The following is a 19,290-nucleotide window of genomic DNA, read 5'->3' on the forward strand; positions in this document are numbered from 1 at the left end:
CGGCCTACGGCCCGGAGCCGGATGTGGGACAGGTAGGCCCGGCAAGCCTGCGCCGCCGGGCGTTGATCTGTTGGCAGGGTCACGCCGGGTGGCGTTGCACTGACCCGGCCTACGGCCCGGAGCCGGATGTGGGACAGGTAGGCCCGGCAAGCCTGCGCCGTCGGGCGTTGATCTGTTGGCAGGGTCACGCCGGGTGGCGTTGCTCTTACCCGGCCTACGGTTCGGAGCCGGATGTGGGACAGGTAGGCCCGGCAATTCTGCGCCGCCGGGCGTTGATCTGTTGGCAGAGTCACGCCGGGTGGCGTTGCACTTACCCGGCCTACGGTGATCTGCACCTTAGTTGCCGGGCGTCACATCAGGCAAATATCGTCATCAGATAGGCAGCAAACAGCGCCAGGTGTGCAGCGCCGTTCAACACGTTGGTGCGTCCGGTAGAGAACGAGATCTGGCATAGCAGCAGCGAGGCCAGCATCACGATCATCTCAGGTCCGCCGAGGGCAAATACCAGATCGTTGCCGGTCGCCCAGGCAATTAGCGTCACTACCGGCACCGTCAGAGAGATGGTTGCCAGCACCGAGCCAAAGAAGAGGTTCATTGCACGCTGAACCTGGTTATTCAGCACCGCCTTCAGCGCCCCCAGCCCCTCAGGGGAGAGGATCAGCAGCGCCACCAGGAAGCCGGTAAAGGCCACCGGGGCGTTCATCTCCGTCAGCAGCGCCTCCAGCGGATTGGCGTTCATCTTCGTTACTGCAATCACCGCCACCAGATGAATAATCAGCCACACCGCGTGCCAGAGGCTGCTGTGCGCCGACGGCTTGCCGTGGTGCGGATCGCTGTCGTCACCCTCATCCTCATGCTCATAGACAAACAGGCTCTGGTGGGTTTTGGTCTGGATCAGCAAGAAGACGCCGTACATTGCCGCTGAAATCAGGGCAACCAGCAGCGCCTGGCCGGTGGTGAAGTTGGCTCCGGGCAGCGCCATCGGGAAGACCAGCACAATCACCGCCAGCGGGAAGAGAGCAATCAGATACTGTTTAATACCGAAGAGGTTCATGTACTGGGTAGCAAACTTTTGCCCACCCAGCAGCAGCGAGAAGCCTACCAGACCGCCGGTAACAATCATGATGATGGAGTAGAGGGTGTCGCGCATCAGCGTCGGGGCGGCGTCGCCGGTGGCCATCAGGGCCGAGATAAGGCTAACTTCGAGGATCACTACCGAGAGACTTAAAATCAGCGAGCCGAAGGGTTCCCCGAGTCGGTGCGCCAACACGTCCGCATGGCGGACAACGCTAAAAGCACTGCTCAGGATCCCTACTAGCGCCAGCAGGTTGATCCCGATGATGGCTGGCAGCGACTGGGTAGAGCCCCAGAAAAAAAGCACTGCCAGCGCCAGTACCGGGAAAATGAGCGTGGTCTCCTTATGGCGGGTTTTTACCGCCTCGTGCGTCGCTGTCATCGTAAATCTCCATATTGTGCAGTTGCTGATGAGTATAGTTAAGATTTTTAAGGGGATTAAAATAGCAGAACGGGAGCGGATTTGAGCAAATGTTTACCTTTTTTTACGGCATTGACCTTTATTTAGCGTATAACGCCCGGATTACGTTGCTTTGTTGAAAATTGGTTTAATAAACAGTTTATTGCAACGTGACAGGAGCAGATTTACCTCGCCAGTGGCGAGGCGCGGCATTGTCATCCACACTTAAGGTTTCATAACCAAAAGGAGATACCCCATGCCCTATAAAGCGAAAGGCGATCTGCCAGACAACGTTAAAAACGTGCTTCCTGCCCATGCTCAGGATATCTACAAAGAGGCATTTAACAGCGCGTGGGATCAGTACAAAGATAAAGAGGACCGGCGCGGGGATGATAGCCGGGAAGAGACCGCCCACAAGGTGGCCTGGGCGGCGGTGAAGCATGAGTATGAAAAGGGCGATGACGATAAATGGCACAAAAAGAAATAACGCGCTGAAATCGCTATCGTTAACGCCAAAAATCACTTTCTGCCGCCGCCGCTTTCGTGCGGCATAGCACGCTCCAGGCTTGCAAGCGGCCCGCGAATTGCATATCGTCTCCACAGGCTGCGCTTTTATTCAGCAGCTAAATGCACGGAAGGCAACATAACGGTCGCATGGAAGCACGCAGTGGTGGAGGTAGAAGGTGTTAACACGCGACTTTTTAATACAGGCGGACTGCAAAACCGCTTTTGGCGATATCGAGGCGGCGCTGCTCTGGTCTGCCGAACAGCGCGCGGCGTCGCTGGCGGCAACCCTTGCCTGCCGGCCCGACGACGGCCCGGTGTGGATCTTTGGCTACGGTTCGCTGATGTGGAACCCGGCGCTGGAGTTTAATGAATCCTGCACCGGCACGCTGGTAGGCTGGCATCGTGCCTTCTGCCTGCGCCTCACCGCCGGTCGCGGCACGGCCTGCCAGCCTGGCCGAATGCTTGCCCTGAAAGAGGGCGGACGCACCACCGGTGTCGCCTACCGCCTGCCCGACGAGACCCTCGAGCAAGAGCTCTCCCTGCTGTGGAAGCGGGAGATGATCACCGGCTGCTATCTGCCAACCTGGTGCAAGCTCGCCCTGGACGATGGCCGGACGGTAAACGCCCTGGTATTTATCATGGATCCGCGCCACGCCCTGTATGAGTCAGATACCCGCGCCCAGGTCATCGCTCCGCTGATCGCGGCGGCCAGCGGCCCGCTGGGCACCAACGCGCAGTATCTCTTCTCACTGGAGCAGGAGTTGATCAAGCTCGGCATGCATGACGACTGCCTGAACGATCTGGTCGGGAAGGTAAGGGGACTGCTGGGGGGTGAAGAGCCGGGCCAGCCGCTGCAGCCCGGTTTTGCCTGAGAAGAGATTAGGCAGCCACGTAGCTGATGGAGTGCTCCAGCGACTGGCTGTGGCTGTCAATTAATACGTTCCAGGTGCCGCTGTAGGGCACGGTCAGGTACGCACTGTTACGATCCTGTACGCTCAGAATATCGGTCTGGGCGTTCGCCGAAGGGCTCTTCGCACTCATCAAATGGATATGACAGCTTTCCGAGCAGCGGACCACTACCGTATCGCCACCAAACAACGTCAAACTTGCTTTTACCAGCGCCATTCTCTTTACCCCGTTAATGACTATTAAGCACTCCTTGCCGGACAATCCTCGTGTGATTTTGTTCACACTTGCTCCCTGCATCACACCAAACGGGCGGGGTAACGATGCTGATTTTGATCAAATAATGGCGTAACGTTTAAACAAAAGTGACATTATCCGCTAATGCCGTTTCCCGGCGCGCTAAATCGTTTCAAAAGCGCGCCGGGAGGGGATTAAATGCGGAAATGGCCTGCGGTTTCCGCCAGCTCTCCCGCCTGCGACTGGAGCGCTCCGGCAGCGGCGGCAGACTGCACTACCAGCTCGGCGTTCTGCTGCACCATCCGATCGAGATCGATTACTGCGTGGTTGATCTCCTGGATGCCCTTCATCTGCTCGCTGGTGGCGACGGTAATCTCGCGCATAATGAGCGAGACGCTGCCGATGCTGGAGACAATATCGGTCATGCTCTCACCGGCCAGGCGTACGTAGCGTGATCCGGTGGCTACGCTCTCGGTGGTCGATTCGATCAGCGTTTTGATCTCTTTTGCCGCCTGAGCGCTGCGGCTGGCGAGGGTGCGAACCTCTCCGGCAACCACCGCAAAGCCGCGTCCCTGTTCACCGGCACGGGCAGCCTCAACGGCGGCATTAAGCGCCAGAATGTTGGTCTGAAAAGCAATCCCGTCAATTACGCTGGTAATATCACCGATCTTGGCCGACGCCTCTTCAATAGCCTGCATGGTCGAGATCGCCTGTGACACCACGCTGCCGCCGCGCGAGGCGGCTTCAGAGGCGGTATGTGCCTGGCTGTTTGCCTGGGCGGCGGAGTCGGTTGACTGGGCCACCGAGGCGGTGATCTGCTCCACGGCGCTGGCGGTCTCCCGCAGGCTGGAGGCCGCCTGCTCGGTACGACCGGAGAGATCCTGGTTACCGGCCGCAATCTCCTGCGCCGCATGCTGCACCGACGTGCTGGAGTCCCGCAGCTTCACCATCACCACCGCCAGCTTATCGCTGAAGATGTTGAAGGCATGGGCAATCTGCGCCACCTCATCATTACCGCTCTCCGGCAGGCGCTGGGAGAGATCGTCTGTGCCGTCGCCGATAGCAAGCATCGCATCGCGGATCATGACCAGGCGCTTCAGCATCGTTTTCACCAGCCAGAGCATCACCGCTACGCCAATTAGCACCAGCACGATCAGCGACAGAGCAGAGGCCTTCAACAGAGCGCGCATGCCGCTGGTGGCATCCTGGGTATCCAGGGCCACCACCAGCAGCCAGCTGGTACCCTTAACGGGTTTCGCCATCAGCGCCTTCTGCGCCCCGGCAAACTCGCCGTCGACCGGGTTACCCGCCTGCAACTCGCTGAAATTCGCCCCCGAGATCGCCTCGCCGAACGGCTTGAGGGTAAGGTCGGCATTGCTGGCGGCAATTACCGTGCCGTCGCTGTTGATTAGCAGGCCGCTGCTCTGCGGCGTGGGCTGAATGGTGCGCACGTTAGCCACCACGCTGTCCATCGCCACGTCGCCCGCCACCACCGCGCTCAGCGTGCCGTTCTCTTTTACCGGCACGGCAAAGGTCACTACCAGCTTGCCGGAAGCGGCATCAACATAGGGGGCGGTGACGATTGGTGCGTCGGCTTTCACCGCCTGTTGATACCACGGACGAATGGTCGGATCGTAGTCGGCAGGAATGCCGTTCGCGTCCGAGAACTTCGCCGTTTTGCTGGCGTAGCCGGCATAGACGTTGATAAACCCGCCCGCCTGGGCGATCTGAGCAAAGTTGGGAACCGGATCCGCCGTCAGCGCAGCGCTCTGCAGCGAGGCGATCATCGTCATCTTGCTGTTAACCCAGTCGGCGATAGCGCCGCTGTGGCTGATGCTGGTGCTGGAGAGCGTATCCCGTTGGGCCTGCTGATTATCCTGGCGTGTTACCTGGTAGTTGATCACGGTGTTGATCAGCAAAGCGATAGCCAGACAGCCTGCGGTGGCTGCGGTAATGCGTGCGCGAATGGACTTGAACATAATCGTTATACCTGCTGTGTTGTTTATAAGCCTATCGGCAACACAGCAGGCGAACTTGATGCTCGGTGAGAAAGTATAAGAAAAATATATTTTAGTTAAGGGATTATTAGAAAGTTAATACTTTATCCGCCGCCAGCGTCCACTGGGCCAGCTCCACAAGCGTACCAATTTCAACGCCGTCGATAAGCGGCAGGTCGGTGATGCCGCGCCCATCGGTGCAGGTTTTACACAGCTTCACCGCCACGTTTTGTACGGTGAGGATCTCCAGCATCTGCTGAATATTGTAGCCCTCGGCAGGCTTCTGCCCGCGCAGCCCGGCGGTGACCGCATCCGACATCAGGAACAGGCGCAGATCCAGCTCCTCGGCCTGCTCGCGCAGGGCAATTGCCAGGCGCAGGCTGTTAAACAGGGATTCGCTGCCGTAGGCCGCGCCGTTGGCGACAATCACGATCTTTTGCATTTTTCTTCCTTATTAACGCTACTGCCCAAAGCGGCCAATCAAGCCGGTGGCGGCTAAGGCTTTACCTTTCAGCTTCTCTAACAGCGCTTCGCGGGTCAGACCGGCGGGAAGATCCGGAGCCTGGCTGGTGGCGATAAGCGTAAAGCTATAGTGATGCGCGCCGCTGCCGGGCGGCGGGCAGGGGCCAAACCAGCGATCGGTGCCGGGGCTATTTTTGCCGCCGGTAAACTCTTTACCATCGCGCAGGGCGTTAGCGGGAAAACCGGTGGCGGACGGGGAGATATTGTACGCCACCAGATGCGTGACGCCGAGACCTTTTGCCCCCTCTGGATCGTGAACAATCAGGGCAAAGCTTTTGGTCTCTGCCGGGGGATTATTCCAGATTAATACTGGAGACTGATTTTCACCGGTGCAGTTAGGGTTATCCTTGGCGTTACCGGCAAACTTTTTATCCAGCAGGCCATTATCGGCAAACGCCGGCGACTGCAGTGTAAACAGCTCGCTGGCCTGCGAGGCTGCGCCGTAAAACATCAGTGAGCTCCACAGAGCCCATTTTAACGTTTTGCTCATAGTGACCATTCGACATACCTTGCAATAAACAGACGCATTAAGAGATAAATTAACTGTAGACCTGACGAGACGGGAGCCGTTAAGGTTTTTCCTGAAATTGTGCTTAAGACTGAAAAACGGCGTAAAAATCGATAAAATAACGTTTTACCGTTGGTCTGACCGGAGGCGCAACCGCTGAATTTACGCCCTAACGCGCTGCTGAAAACGCGACTTCTTCTACTCTTGCTGCTGGCAGGAGGCGTGACCAATGCCCGCGCCATCTCACAGCAGACGCCGCATAACCCTTTCGACAACGACAGCCTGCCCGATCTGGGATTAACCTCGACCGGTGATGCCAGCATAAAGAGCGTGGCCGAAGTGGCAAAAGCCTTTGGTGAAGCCAGCCAGACCGATAACGGCCTTACCGCCGGGCAGCAGGCCCGTCAGTTTGCCTTTGGCCAGATCCGTGATGTCGTCAGCGAGAACGTGAATGAGCAGCTGGAGTCGTGGCTCTCACCCTGGGGTAACGCCAGCGTTAACGTACTCGTTAACGATGACGGACGCTTCACCGGCAGCCAGGGCAGCTGGTTTATTCCGTGGCAGGATAACAACCGCTACCTGAGCTGGAGTCAGCTAGGATTAACCCAGCAGGATCAGGGCCTGGTAAGCAATGCCGGTATTGGCCAGCGCTGGGTCGCCGGACACTGGCTGCTGGGCTATAACACCTTCTACGATAATCTGCTGGATGAGAATTTGCAGCGGGCCGGACTGGGCGCGGAGGCCTGGGGCGAGTATCTGCGCTTCTCGGCTAACTATTACCAGCCGCTTTCAGGCTGGGACTACTCCGGTGCAGCGGTTCAGCAGCGGCTGGCGCGGGGCTATGACGTTACCGCCCAGGCGCGTCTGCCGTTCTATGAACATATCAATACCAGCCTGAGTCTTGAGCAGTACTTTGGCGACAATGTCGATCTCTTTGACTCCGGCTCGGGCTACCACAATCCTGTCGCGGTGAACGTCGGTGTGAACTATACCCCGGTGCCGCTGGTTACCGTCACCGCCCAGCATAAGCAGGGGGAGAGCGGAGAGACCCAGAACAACCTCGGCCTGAATCTGAACTACCGCTTCGGCGTGCCGCTCAAAAAGCAGCTTAGCGCCAGCGAGGTCGCCGAGAGCCGCTCGCTACGCGGCAGCCGCTATGACAGCCCGACGCGCAATAACCTGCCGGTGGTGGAGTATCGCCAGCGGAAAACCCTGTCGGTCTTTCTCGCTACGCCGCCGTGGGATCTCAAACCGGGCGAAACGGTACAGATGGTGGTTCAGGTCCGCAGCCGCTACGGCATCCGATCTATTACCTGGCAGGGGGATACTCAGGCACTGAGCCTGACCCCGCCGGTTAACGCCAACAGCAGTGAGGGCTGGAGCATTATCATGCCTGCCTGGAATAGCCAGGAGGGAGCCAACAATACGTGGCGTCTGTCGGTAACGGTGGAAGATGAGAAGGGGCAGCGCGTCTCCTCCAATGAGATCGCGCTCACGCTGGCCGAACCGCTGGTGAGTGCGCAGAACACCGCGCCGCGCTGGCCGCCGCTGCCGGAAGGCTGATTAGAAAATACGCTCCTGATGCACCCAGACCGCCGCCTCTACGCGGGATTTGAGCTTCATCTTCTTCAGCATATGCTTAACGTGTACCTTCACGGTGCTCTCGGTGATATCCAGACGGCGGGCGATCATCTTGTTTGGCAGCCCCTGGGCAATCAGCTTCAGAATATCGCGCTCGCGCGGCGTCAGCTGGGTTACGTCCCGGTCTGAGGTGGCGCGGTTGGCGCGCAGGCTGGCGGCCAGCACCGGCGTCAGCGCTTCGCTCAAGACCATCTCACCCGCAGCCGCCTGCTGCAAGGCTTTCAGCAAATCTTCTGGCTCCATATCCTTCAGCAGGTAGCCGTCTGCGCCGCGTTTCAGGGCGGTGACCACGTCCTCTTCGTGGTTCGAGACGCTAAAGACCACTACGCGCCCGGAGAGGGCCTTCTCCCGCAGCTTGTCCAGCGTCTCCAGCCCGTTCATGCCGGGCATATTCAAATCGAGCAGGATCAGGTCGGGATCCAGCGTCTCCGCCAGTTCGATACCCTGTTCACCATTACTGGCTTCGCCAATCACGCGGATGTCGCTCGCCATGCTGATAAGCTGTCTGACGCCGGTGCGCAGCATCGGATGATCGTCAATCAGCAAAATGGTGGCGGGTTCCTGATTATTCATGTTTATCTCCTTGTACGGATGAGAGAAGCTTCTCGGGTATAAATGTCACTACCACCTCGGTTCCGCCGGACTCCCGCCGCCGGACCTGACAGTCTCCGCGCAGGCTCTGGGCACGATCGCGCATGATAATTAATCCGTAGTGGTTGGTGCGTTCGGCGTTTTCCGGCACGCCGCAGCCGTTGTCGGTAATGCTCACCTTCACCTGCCGTCCCTGCTGAACCGCCGTGACGGTGACCTCGCTGGCGCCGGAGTGCTTCAGGGCGTTGCTCAGCGCCTCGCGGGCGATCTGCAACAGGTGGATGGCCTGATGGGAGGGCACAAAGCGCGGCGGCAGCTGGTAGTCCAGCCTGACCGGGAAGCCGAAGTGGGCGCTATACTCCTGGCAGCTCGCCTCCAGCGCCGGACGCAGGCCCGGCTCGCTAAGCTGCAGGCGGAAGGTGGTTAACAGCTCGCGCAGCTGCGCCCAGGAGGTATTAAGCTCGTTACGGATCTGCCCCAGCAGCTGCTGGCTGGAGTCGGGCAGGCTCTCCCCTTGCATCTGTAGACAGCTGACCTGCATCTTCATACAGGAGAGGGACTGGGCAATAGAGTCATGTAGCTCCCGGGCGATGGTGGCGCGCTCCTCCATTACCATCAGCTGCTGCTGGCGCTCCTGATGACGATCCAGCGCCAGGGTGGCGGTAAGCTGCTCTACTAAAGTATCCACCAGCTGCTGCTGATCGTGGCTCAGGTGCCGCCCGGCCGGTAGCGTCGCCAGCAGCAAACCGTACTGCATATGGTTATCCGCCAGCCGCCACTTCAGTGTCGTGCCGCCGCTGCCGGTAGGGAGGATGCCGCGTGGGCAGAGGTGACAGCCTATATCATCGCAGCTCATGTCCGGCTGACAGGTAAACTCCTGACGATTCTCCTCATCTTCCACATCGTAGACGCGCAGCTCAATATCGTGCAGCAGAGTGAGATTTTGCAGGCCGTTAAGCACCGGTGAGAGACGCTCGCACAGCGGTACCTGCATATGCAGGCGGCGGTTGGCCTGCCAGAGGAAGGAGAGGATCTCGTTTTTTTGCTCCAGCCCGGCGGTCTTCTCTTTTACCCGCTGCTCCAGCACCGCATAGCTCTGGGCCAGCTCGCTGGACATGTTATTCAGCGCCATGCCGAGCTTGGCCATCTCGTTACGCCCGCTGATATGCGCCCGCTGGGTAAAATCGCGCTGGCTGACGGCCTGGGCCATGCTCAGCAGCTGCCGCCAGGGCTGAAGCAGACGAGCCCGCAGCCAGATCACGGTAAAGACCAGCAGCAGGGCCATAAACACCGCCATGCCGCGCTGCACCAGCAGAACGCGATCGATTCGCTGTTCGGTGCGCCGATCGAAGCTGCTTACCAGACGATCGATACGGTTCACAAAGGTGGCAACCTCGCCCGAGACGGCCGCTGCGTCCTGAGCCTGCATCAGGGCCGGAATAAGATTGCGCTGCCAGTAACGCTGTAGTGCCTGAAGCTGGGGCAGCTGACCGTCGCGCAGTGCGGCCTGGATCAGCTCAGGGCTAAAGGCCGTGCGGGTCATCTCATCGATCAGCGGCTGGTCGGCTTCCGTAAGCGGCATGGCGGCCAGCAGGCGGTAGCTCTGCATACGCAGCGAGCCGGCTTTATTAATAGCGTGGGCGCTGCCCTGAACCCCCTGTACCAGCCAGCCAGAGATAGCCATCCCGGTTACGCCAATGGCGGTAGAGAGCAGAACGATCAGCGCCAGCTGGTTGACCAGCGTTAACGGTGAAAAGAGGCGTTTTAGCATATACGGCAACACTCCTGGCCCGGCGGGTCACCGGGGGTGGGGCTATTTTCGGCTATACCCTGGAGTATACCCATACCCCAAAAGAGTTACTCCTTTATTGTCGACCCTTGCACCGGCTGATGAGCGAAGCGTGGCAAATGCGTCACCAGCGTGAAAAACCACAGCTTTTCTGACGGTTTCCCCTGCTCATTAAGGAGTAGGGCGGTTTTAGCACCGCTGAAATGGCGACTTTTCCTTTGATTTATATCAACTTAAGCGCAGGCGTAAACCCTATGGTGGCAGGGGTTAAATCCCTTATCAGAGGTGTCTATGAGTCACTCTTCAATACCTGAAAGGACCACCGGAGCCGTCATTACCGACTGGCGACCGGAGGATCCTGCTTTCTGGCAGCAGCGTGGCCAGGCCGTGGCGAGCCGCAACCTGTGGATCTCCGTGCCCTGTCTGCTGCTGGCGTTTTGCGTCTGGATGTTGTTCAGCGCCGTGGCGGTTAATCTAAACAAAGTTGGCTTCAATTTTACGACCGATCAGCTTTTCATGTTAACCGCGCTACCCTCGGTCTCCGGGGCGCTGCTGCGGGTGCCGTACTCGTTTATGGTGCCTATTTTCGGCGGTCGTCGCTGGACCGCGTTCAGTACCGGGATCATGATTATTCCCTGCGTCTGGCTGGGCATTGCCGTCCAGGACACCAGTACGTCGTTTACCACCTTTATCATCATCTCCCTGCTCTGCGGTTTTGCCGGGGCGAACTTCGCCTCCAGCATGGCGAACATCAGCTTCTTCTTTCCCAAGCAGAAGCAGGGTGGCGCCCTGGGGATCAACGGCGGGCTGGGTAACCTCGGCGTGAGCGTCATGCAGCTGCTGGCCCCGCTGGCGATCACCTTCTCGCTGTTTGCCTTTTTTGGCGCGACTGGCGTGCAGCAGGAGGATGGCTCCATGCTCTACCTGGAGAACGCTGCCTGGATCTGGGTACCTTTCCTGATTGTCTTTACCCTCGCAGCCTGGTTTGGCATGAACGAGCTGGCGACCTCTAAAGCCTCGCTGCGCTCGCAGCTGCCGGTGCTTAAGCGGGCGCATCTGTGGATCCTGGGTTTTCTCTACCTGGCCACCTTTGGCTCGTTTATTGGTTTTTCAGCGGGCTTTGCGATGCTGTCCAAAACCCAGTTTCCTGACGTCAACGTCCTGCACTTTGCCTTCTTTGGCCCGCTGGTAGGGGCGCTGGCCCGTTCAGCGGGTGGGGCGCTCTCTGACCGACTGGGCGGCGTTCGCGTGACGCTGGTGAACTTTGTTGCGATGGCCATCTTCAGCGCGCTGCTGTTCCTGACCCTGCCGTCAGCAGGAAGCGAGGGGAACTTTAGCGCCTTCTTCGCCGTCTTCCTGATGCTGTTCCTTACTGCCGGGCTGGGCAGCGGCTCCAGCTTCCAGATGATCTCGGTGATCTTCCGCAAGATGACGATGGAGCGGGTGAAGGCCAAGGGCGGCACCGAGGAGCAGGCGCTGCGTGAGGCGGCGACCGATACGGCGGCGGCGCTCGGGTTTATCTCGGCCATCGGCGCGATTGGCGGCTTCTTTATTCCGAAAGCCTTTGGTACCTCGCTGGCGCTGACCGGCTCCCCGGCCGGGGCAATGAAAGTGTTTCTCGTGTTCTATATCGCCTGCGTGTTTATCACCTGGGTGGTGTACGGACGTAAAGCTAAAACAAAATAAAGCACTGTTGATTATCCTTGCGCGGCGCAATGCCGCGCTTTTTTTTACCCTGTAATTAGTTACAACATACTTTTAGCGGATGACGGTGAGCAGCGTAGCGATGGCATGAGAAGGGTCTGGCACAGGATCTACCCCCTAATACCTCTGTAACGGAAATACCAGCGTAAAAAAAGCGGATTAAAGCATAAAAATCCACAAAATCAGTAAGATAAAAAATAGGGTCCTCTGCCACCTTGGTGGTAGATGAAAAATCCACCGCTTTTGCTATGCCTGCCTGCCTTGATCGTCATCAATTCTCACGTCCTTTCAGCGCGTTAACGTCGCCTCATTCGCAGCAATGTCGCTTTCAGAGAGCCAGCAGGCTCCACACAGGAGAAACCCGATGAGTAAATTCCTGGACCGGTTTCGCTACTTCAAACAGAAGGGCGAAACCTTTGCCGATGGGCATGGCCAGATCCATGAAACAAACCGGGACTGGGAGGATGGATACCGCAACCGCTGGTCGCACGATAAAATTGTGCGCTCTACGCATGGCGTGAACTGCACCGGCTCATGCAGCTGGAAGATCTACGTTAAAAACGGTCTCGTCACCTGGGAGACCCAGCAGACCGACTATCCGCGTACCCGTCCAGATATGCCTAACCATGAGCCGCGCGGCTGCCCGCGTGGGGCCAGCTACTCCTGGTATCTCTACAGCGCTAACCGCCTGAAATATCCCCTGATGCGCAAACGCCTGATGAAAATGTGGCGTGAGGCGAAAGTTCAGCACAGCGATCCGGTTGCGGCATGGGCTTCTATTATTGAGGACGCCGACAAAGCGAAAAGCTTTAAGCAGGCGCGCGGCCGCGGCGGCTTTGTCCGCTCCTCGTGGCAAGAGGTTAACGAGCTGATCGCGGCCTCCAACGTCTACACCGTGAAAACCTACGGCCCGGACCGCGTGGCGGGCTTCTCGCCGATCCCGGCGATGTCGATGGTCTCCTACGCCTCCGGCGCGCGTTACCTGTCGCTGATCGGCGGCACCTGCCTGAGCTTTTACGACTGGTACTGCGACCTGCCGCCGGCCTCCCCGCAAACCTGGGGTGAGCAGACCGACGTGCCGGAATCCGCCGACTGGTACAACTCCAGCTACATTATTGCCTGGGGCTCTAACGTTCCGCAGACCCGTACGCCTGACGCCCACTTCTTTACCGAAGTGCGCTACAAAGGGACCAAAACCGTTGCCGTCACCCCGGACTATGCCGAGATCGCCAAGCTGTGCGACCTGTGGCTGGCGCCGAAGCAGGGCACCGATGCCGCGATGGCGATGGCGATGGGCCACGTCATGCTCCGCGAGTTCCATCTCGACAAGCCGAGCCAGTACTTTACCGACTACGTGCGTCGTTATACCGATATGCCGATGCTGGTGATGCTCGAAGAGCGCGATGGCTACTACGCCGCAGGCCGCATGCTGCGCGCCGCCGATCTGGTGGACGCCCTCGGCCAGGAGAACAACCCCGAGTGGAAAACCGTGGCCTGCAATGACAGCGGCGAGCTGATTGCACCCAACGGCTCCATCGGCTTCCGCTGGGGCGAGAAAGGGAAGTGGAATCTCGAACAGCGCGACGGTACCAGCGGGGCAGAAGCCGAGCTGCGCCTGAGCCTGCTGGGCGGGCACGATGATATCGCTGAGGTAGGTTTCCCGTACTTTGGTAACGAAGGGTCTGAACACTTCAACCGCGTTGAGCTGCAAAATATCCTTCTGCACAAGCTGCCGGTAAAACGCCTGCAGCTGGCGGATGGCAGCACCGCGCTGGTCACCACCGTCTACGATCTGACGATGGCGAACTACGGTCTCGACCGGGGCCTGGGCGACGCCAACGCTGCCGCCAGCTATGACGAAGTGAAAGCGTATACCCCGGCCTGGGCGGAAAAAATCACCGGCGTGCCGCGGGCGCATATTATCCGTACCGCCCGTGAGTTTGCCGATAACGCCGATAAGACCCATGGTCGTTCGATGATCATCGTCGGCGCAGGCCTGAACCACTGGTTCCACATGGACATGAACTACCGTGGTCTGATCAACATGCTGGTGTTCTGCGGCTGCGTCGGCCAGAGCGGCGGCGGCTGGGCGCACTATGTAGGCCAGGAGAAACTGCGTCCGCAAACCGGCTGGCAGCCGCTGGCGTTTGCCCTCGACTGGCAGCGTCCGCCTCGCCATATGAACGGCACCTCCTTCTTCTATAACCACTCCGGCCAGTGGCGCTATGAGACCCTCACCGCGCAGGAGCTGCTCTCTCCGCTGGCGGATAAGTCCCGCTACAGCGGCCATCTGCTCGATTTTAACGTCCGCGCCGAGCGCATGGGCTGGCTGCCATCTGCGCCACAGCTGGGCACTAACCCGCTGCGCATCGCTGCTGAAGCAGAAAAGGCGGGCATGTCAGCGGTGGATTACACCGTCAAGGCGCTAAAAGAGGGATCGATTCGCTTTGCGGCCGAGCAGCCGGAGAACGGTAAAAACCATCCGCGCAACCTCTTCATCTGGCGCTCTAACCTGCTTGGCTCCTCCGGGAAAGGCCATGAGTACATGCTGAAGTACCTTCTGGGTACTGAGAACGGTATTCAGGGCAAGGATCTGGGCGTGCAGGGCGGCGTGAAGCCGGAAGAGGTCGAGTGGCACGATAATGGCCTCGACGGCAAGCTGGATCTGGTGGTGACCCTCGACTTCCGTCTGTCGAGCACCTGCCTCTACTCCGATATCGTCCTGCCGACGGCAACCTGGTATGAGAAAGACGATATGAATACCTCGGATATGCATCCGTTTATTCATCCGCTCTCTGCCGCCGTCGATCCGGCCTGGGAGTCCAAAAGCGACTGGGAGATCTATAAAGGCATCGCCCAGAAGTTCTCCGAGGTGTGCATCGGTCACCTGGGCGTTGAAACTGACGTGGTGACCCTGCCTATCCAGCACGACTCCGCCGCCGAGCTGGCGCAGCCGCTGGACGTCAAGGATTGGAAAAAGGGCGAGTGCGATCTGATCCCTGGCAAAACCGCGCCGCATATCATCCCGGTGGAGCGCGACTACCCCGCGACTTATGAACGCTTTACCTCCATCGGTCCGCTGCTGGATAAGGTAGGCAACGGCGGCAAAGGCATCGCGTGGAACACCCAGAGCGAAATGGATCTGCTGCGCAAGCTTAACTACACCAAGGCGGAAGGCCCGGCGAAAGGCCAGCCGATGCTGAATAGCGCTATCGATGCGGCAGAGATGATCCTGACCCTTGCGCCAGAGACCAACGGCCACGTGGCGGTTAAAGCCTGGGCAGCGCTGAGCGAGTTTACCGGCCGGGATCACACCCATCTGGCGACCAATAAAGAAGAGGAGAAGATCCGCTTCCGGGATATTCAGGCCCAGCCGCGCAAAATTATCTCCAGCCCGACCTGGTCCGGCCTTGAGGATGAGCATGTCTCCTACAACGCAGGCTATACCAACGTGCATGAGCTGATCCCGTGGCGCACGCTCTCCGGCCGCCAGCAGCTGTATCAGGATCACCCGTGGATGCGCGACTTTGGCGAAAGCCTGCTGGTCTATCGTCCGCCGATTGACACCCGTTCGGTGAAAGCGGTGATGGGCGAGAAGTCTAACGGCAATCCTGAGAAGGCGCTGAACTTCATCACGCCGCACCAGAAGTGGGGGATCCACTCGACCTACAGCGACAACCTGCTGATGCTGACCCTGTCACGCGGCGGCCCGATCGTCTGGATGAGCGAGGTGGATGCCAAAGAGCTGGGCATTGAGGATAACGACTGGATCGAGGCCTTCAACAGCAACGGTGCGCTTACCGCCCGTGCGGTAGTGAGCCAGCGCGTACCGGCCGGGATGACCATGATGTACCACGCCCAGGAGCGTATCGTGAACATTCCTGGCTCAGAGATCACCGGTCAACGCGGGGGGATCCACAACTCGGTCACCCGTATCAGTCCGAAACCGACCCACATGATTGGCGGCTACGCCCAGCTGGCGTACGGCTTTAACTACTACGGCACGGTCGGTTCCAATCGCGATGAGTTCGTGGTGGTCCGTAAGATGAAGAACATTAACTGGTTAGATGGCGAAAACAACGACCAGGTACAGGAGAGCGCAAAATGAAAATTCGTTCACAGGTAGGCATGGTGCTGAACCTTGATAAGTGCATCGGCTGTCATACCTGCTCGGTCACCTGTAAAAACGTCTGGACCAGCCGGGAAGGGATAGAGTACGCCTGGTTCAACAACGTTGAGAGCAAACCTGGCGTGGGTTTCCCGGACGACTGGGAGAACCAGGAGAAGTGGAAGGGCGGCTGGATCCGCAAAGTGAACGGCAAGCTGCAGCCGCGCATGGGTAACCGCGCCACGCTGCTGGGTAAAATCTTCGCCAACCCGCATCTGCCGGGGATCGATGACTACTACGAGCCGTTCGACTACGACTATCAGCATCTGCACACCGCGCCAGAGGGCAAGCACCAGCCTATCGCTCGTCCGCGGTCAAAAATCAGCGGCCAGCGGATGGATAAGATCGTCAGCGGTCCGAACTGGGAAGAGATCCTCGGCGGCGAATTTGAGAAGCGCAGCCAGGATCAGAACTTCGAGAACATGCAGAAGGCGATGTACGGGCAGTTTGAAAACACCTTCATGATGTACCTGCCGCGCCTGTGCGAGCACTGCCTGAACCCGGCCTGCGTCGCGACCTGCCCGAGCGGTGCGATCTACAAGCGTGAAGAGGATGGCATTGTGCTGATCGATCAGGACAAGTGCCGCGGCTGGCGGATGTGCGTCACCGGCTGCCCTTACAAGAAAATCTACTTCAACTGGAAGAGCGGCAAGTCCGAGAAGTGCATCTTCTGCTACCCACGCATTGAGGCGGGGATGCCAACCGTCTGCTCCGAGACCTGCGTGGGCCGCATCCGCTACCTGGGTGTGCTGCTCTATGACGCGGACGCCATTGAAAACGCGGCGGCAGTTGAGAGCGAGAAAGATCTCTACCAGCGTCAGCTGGACGTCTTCCTCGACCCGAACGATCCGGCGGTGATTGCGCAGGCGCTGAAGGATGGCGTGCCGCAGAGCGTGATTGACGCCGCGCAGAAATCGCCGGTGTGGAAACTGGCGATGGACTGGAAGCTGGCCCTGCCGCTGCACCCGGAGTATCGCACCCTGCCGATGGTCTGGTACGTGCCGCCTCTGTCACCGATCCAGTCGGCGGCCGACGCGGGCGAGCTGGGCAGCAACGGCATCCTGCCAGACGTCGAGAGCCTGCGTATTCCGGTACAGTATCTCGCTAACCTGCTGACGGCGGGCGATACCCAGCCGGTACTGCTGGCGCTGAAACGCATGCTGGCGATGCGTCACTACAAGCGTGCCGAGACCGTGGATAACGTTAACGATATTCGCGCCCTGGAAGAGGTGGGCTTAAGCGAAGCTCAGGCCCAGGAGATGTATCGCTACCTGGCAATTGCCAACTACGAGGATCGCTTCGTGATCCCGACCAGCCATCGCGAGCTGGCGCGGGATGCGTTCCCGGAACGTAACGGCTGCGGCTTTAGCTTCGGCGACGGCTGCCACGGCAGCGACACCAAGTTCAACCTGTTTAACAGTCGCCGTATTGATGCCGTTGATGTGACCAAGAAAACGGAGCCACGCCCATGATTGAACTCGTCGTGATTTCCCGCCTGCTGGAGTATCCGGATGCTGCCCTGTGGCAGCATCAGCAGGAGCTGTTCGATGCTCTTACGGAGAGCGAGCACCTGTCGCTTAAGGATGCTCATCAGCTGGTGGTCTTTATTCGTGACCTGATGAGTCAGGATCTGCTGGATGCGCAGGCGGCCTACAGCGAGCTGTTCGATCGCGGCCGTGCCACCTCGCTGCTGCTGTTTGAGCATGTGCATGGCGAATCCCGCGATCGCGGGCAGGCGATGGTGGATCTGCTGGCGCAGTATGAGCGTCAGGGCCTGGTTATCGATCGCCGTGAGCTACCGGATCATCTCCCGCTCTATCTGGAGTATCTGGCCCAGTTGCCGGTGAGCGACGCGCTGGAGGGGCTGGAAGATATCGCCCCGATTCTGGCCCTGCTCAACGCCCGTCTGCAACAGCGTGAGAGCCGCTATGCCAGCCTGTTTGAGCTGCTGCTGCGGCTGGCCAAAACCGACGTTGATCGACAGAAGGTTGGCGAGAAAATCGCCGGTGAAGCCCGGGATGATACTCCCCAGGCGCTGGATGCCGTCTGGGAAGAGGAGCAGGTGAAGTTCTTCGCTGACCAGAGCTGCGGTGAGTCTGAGATCGCCTCTCATCAGCGTCGGTTTGCCGGTGCGGTGGCCCCGCAATATTTGAATATCACAACCGGAGGACAGCAATAATGCAGTTCCTTAATATGTTCTTCTACGACATCTATCCCTATATTGCCGGTACGGTGTTTCTTGTCGGCAGCTGGCTGCGCTATGACTATGGGCAGTACACCTGGCGGGCAGGCTCCAGCCAGATGCTGGATCGTAAAGGGATGCACCTGGCGTCGAACCTGTTCCACATCGGGATTATCGGGATTTTTGCCGGTCATCTGGTGGGGATGCTCACGCCGCACTGGATGTATGAATCTTTCCTGCCGATTGACGTCAAACAGAAGCTGGCGATGATCGCCGGGGGGATATTCGGCATTATGACGCTGGTGGGTGGCCTGCTGCTGCTTAAGCGCCGCCTCTTTAGCCCGCGGGTGCGCGCCACCACCACGACGGCAGATATCCTGATCCTGACCCTGCTGATGGTGCAGTGTACGCTTGGCCTGCTGACGATTCCGTTCTCGGCCCAGCATATGGACGGGAGCGAAATGATGAAGCTGGTGGGCTGGGCGCAGTCGATTGTGACCTTCCACGGCGGCGCATCGGCAAATCTTGACGGCGTGGCGTTCATTTTCCGCGTGCATCTGGTACTGGGGATGACGCTGTTCCTGCTCTTCCCGTTCTCGCGACTGGTGCATATCTGGAGCGCGCCGGTGGAGTATATGACACGCAAATACCAGGTCGTACGCGCCCGTCGCTAATGGGTCTGCTGTTTAACACGAACCTCGCTACGGCGAGGTTTTTTTTCGCCAGCGTTCCCGAATGGACAGGGTGCCCCGGTCGTGTATCGGTCTTGTAGCCCCGGTAAGCGCAGCGACACCGGGGAGAACGGTATGCAATTATGTAGGCCAGGTCAACGCCGGGTGGCGGCTTCGCCTGACCCGGCCTACATTCCCGAACCGACAGGGAGCCCCGGTCGTGTATCGATTTTGTAGCCCCGGTAAGCGCAGCGCCACCGGGGAGAACGGTGTGCAATTATGCAGGCGAGGTCAACGCCGGGTGGCGGCTTCGCCTGACCCGGCCTACATTCCCGAATCGACAGGGAGCCCCGGTCGTGTATCGATTTTGTAGCCCCGGTAAGCGCAGCGCCA

The 19,290-nt window shown here is 59.1% G+C and carries 16 protein-coding genes; 9 read left to right on the top strand and 7 right to left on the bottom strand.

Features of this window, described 5'->3' with window-relative positions:
* Nucleotides 1–380 (top strand): hypothetical protein (locus tag RTX96_RS19980; RefSeq protein ID WP_312671881.1); only part of this gene is annotated, 380 nt, incomplete at its 5' end.
* Here RTX96_RS19980 and chaA read toward each other — a convergent pair.
* Nucleotides 356–1,456, bottom strand: a complete 1,101-nt coding sequence (gene chaA, locus RTX96_RS19985; protein ID WP_103819984.1) for a sodium-potassium/proton antiporter ChaA — start codon at nt 1,454–1,456, stop codon at nt 356–358. The two genes, RTX96_RS19980 and chaA, sit on opposite strands and share 25 nt — an antisense overlap.
* Before the next feature lie 274 nt (nt 1,457–1,730).
* On the opposite strand from chaA, the gene chaB reads away from it, so the two are divergent.
* Together chaB and RTX96_RS19995 are read left to right on the top strand one after the other, a co-directional pair.
* Nucleotides 1,731–1,961, top strand: a complete 231-nt coding sequence (chaB, locus tag RTX96_RS19990) for a putative cation transport regulator ChaB (protein ID WP_103819985.1) — start codon at nt 1,731–1,733, stop codon at nt 1,959–1,961.
* A 196-nt stretch (nt 1,962–2,157) separates the two neighbouring features.
* Nucleotides 2,158–2,853, top strand: coding sequence for a gamma-glutamylcyclotransferase (locus tag RTX96_RS19995; protein ID WP_312269648.1), 696 nt, complete (start codon nt 2,158–2,160; stop codon nt 2,851–2,853).
* A 7-nt stretch (nt 2,854–2,860) separates the two neighbouring features.
* On the opposite strand, the gene RTX96_RS20000 is transcribed toward RTX96_RS19995, so the two are convergent.
* The 4 genes from RTX96_RS20000 to RTX96_RS20015 form a co-directional block, all read right to left on the bottom strand.
* The gene (locus tag RTX96_RS20000) at nt 2,861–3,106 is read right to left on the bottom strand and encodes a DUF1883 domain-containing protein (RefSeq protein WP_103819987.1); all 246 of its coding nucleotides are present in this window, start codon (nt 3,104–3,106) and stop codon (nt 2,861–2,863) included.
* Nucleotides 3,107–3,318: 212 nt separating this feature from the next.
* A complete protein-coding gene (locus RTX96_RS20005) occupies nt 3,319–5,103 on the bottom strand; it encodes a methyl-accepting chemotaxis protein (protein ID WP_312671882.1) in 1,785 nt (594 codons plus the stop codon).
* 106 nt (nt 5,104–5,209) lie between these two features.
* Nucleotides 5,210–5,563, bottom strand: a complete 354-nt coding sequence (locus tag RTX96_RS20010; protein ID WP_103819989.1) for a DsrE/DsrF/TusD sulfur relay family protein — start codon at nt 5,561–5,563, stop codon at nt 5,210–5,212.
* An 18-nt stretch (nt 5,564–5,581) separates the two neighbouring features.
* A complete protein-coding gene (locus RTX96_RS20015; protein ID WP_103820264.1) occupies nt 5,582–6,133 on the bottom strand; it encodes a YbhB/YbcL family Raf kinase inhibitor-like protein in 552 nt (183 codons plus the stop codon).
* Nucleotides 6,134–6,328: 195 nt separating this feature from the next.
* On the opposite strand from RTX96_RS20015, the gene RTX96_RS20020 reads away from it, so the two are divergent.
* Nucleotides 6,329–7,714 (top strand): YchO/YchP family invasin, encoded by a 1,386-nt coding sequence (locus RTX96_RS20020; protein ID WP_141092956.1) that lies wholly within the window; start codon nt 6,329–6,331, stop codon nt 7,712–7,714.
* Here RTX96_RS20020 and narL read toward each other — a convergent pair whose 3' ends face one another.
* Both narL and narX read right to left on the bottom strand, forming a co-directional pair.
* Nucleotides 7,715–8,365 (bottom strand): two-component system response regulator NarL, encoded by a 651-nt coding sequence (narL, locus tag RTX96_RS20025; protein ID WP_103819991.1) that lies wholly within the window; start codon nt 8,363–8,365, stop codon nt 7,715–7,717. It lies immediately after the preceding gene.
* On the bottom strand, nt 8,358–10,154 hold the full coding sequence (gene narX, locus RTX96_RS20030; RefSeq protein ID WP_103819992.1) for a nitrate/nitrite two-component system sensor histidine kinase NarX: 1,797 nt from the start codon (nt 10,152–10,154) through the stop codon (nt 8,358–8,360). The genes narL and narX overlap by 8 nt, the downstream gene beginning before the upstream one ends.
* 309 nt (nt 10,155–10,463) lie before the next feature.
* Here narX and RTX96_RS20035 point away from each other — a divergent pair, with 309 nt between their 5' ends.
* The 5 genes from RTX96_RS20035 (at nt 10,464) to narI (ending at nt 18,900) form a co-directional block, all read left to right on the top strand.
* Complete coding sequence (locus RTX96_RS20035) at nt 10,464–11,858, top strand: NarK family nitrate/nitrite MFS transporter (RefSeq protein WP_103819993.1); 1,395 nt, start codon at nt 10,464–10,466, stop codon at nt 11,856–11,858.
* Between the two features lie 382 nt (nt 11,859–12,240).
* Nucleotides 12,241–15,984, top strand: coding sequence for a nitrate reductase subunit alpha (locus tag RTX96_RS20040; protein ID WP_312671883.1), 3,744 nt, complete (start codon nt 12,241–12,243; stop codon nt 15,982–15,984).
* Nucleotides 15,981–17,516 (top strand): nitrate reductase subunit beta, encoded by a 1,536-nt coding sequence (narH, locus tag RTX96_RS20045; RefSeq protein ID WP_312671884.1) that lies wholly within the window; start codon nt 15,981–15,983, stop codon nt 17,514–17,516. Before RTX96_RS20040 ends, narH begins: the two co-directional genes overlap by 4 nt.
* Nucleotides 17,513–18,223, top strand: coding sequence for a nitrate reductase molybdenum cofactor assembly chaperone (narJ, locus tag RTX96_RS20050; protein ID WP_312671885.1), 711 nt, complete (start codon nt 17,513–17,515; stop codon nt 18,221–18,223). The genes narH and narJ overlap by 4 nt, the downstream gene beginning before the upstream one ends.
* Nucleotides 18,223–18,900, top strand: a complete 678-nt coding sequence (narI, locus tag RTX96_RS20055) for a respiratory nitrate reductase subunit gamma (RefSeq protein ID WP_103819997.1) — start codon at nt 18,223–18,225, stop codon at nt 18,898–18,900. Before narJ ends, narI begins: the two co-directional genes overlap by 1 nt.
* Nucleotides 18,901–19,290: the final 390 nt, after the last annotated feature.

It is taken from the genome of Pseudescherichia sp. (assembly GCF_032052675.1).
GTDB lineage: Bacteria > Pseudomonadota > Gammaproteobacteria > Enterobacterales > Enterobacteriaceae > Pseudescherichia.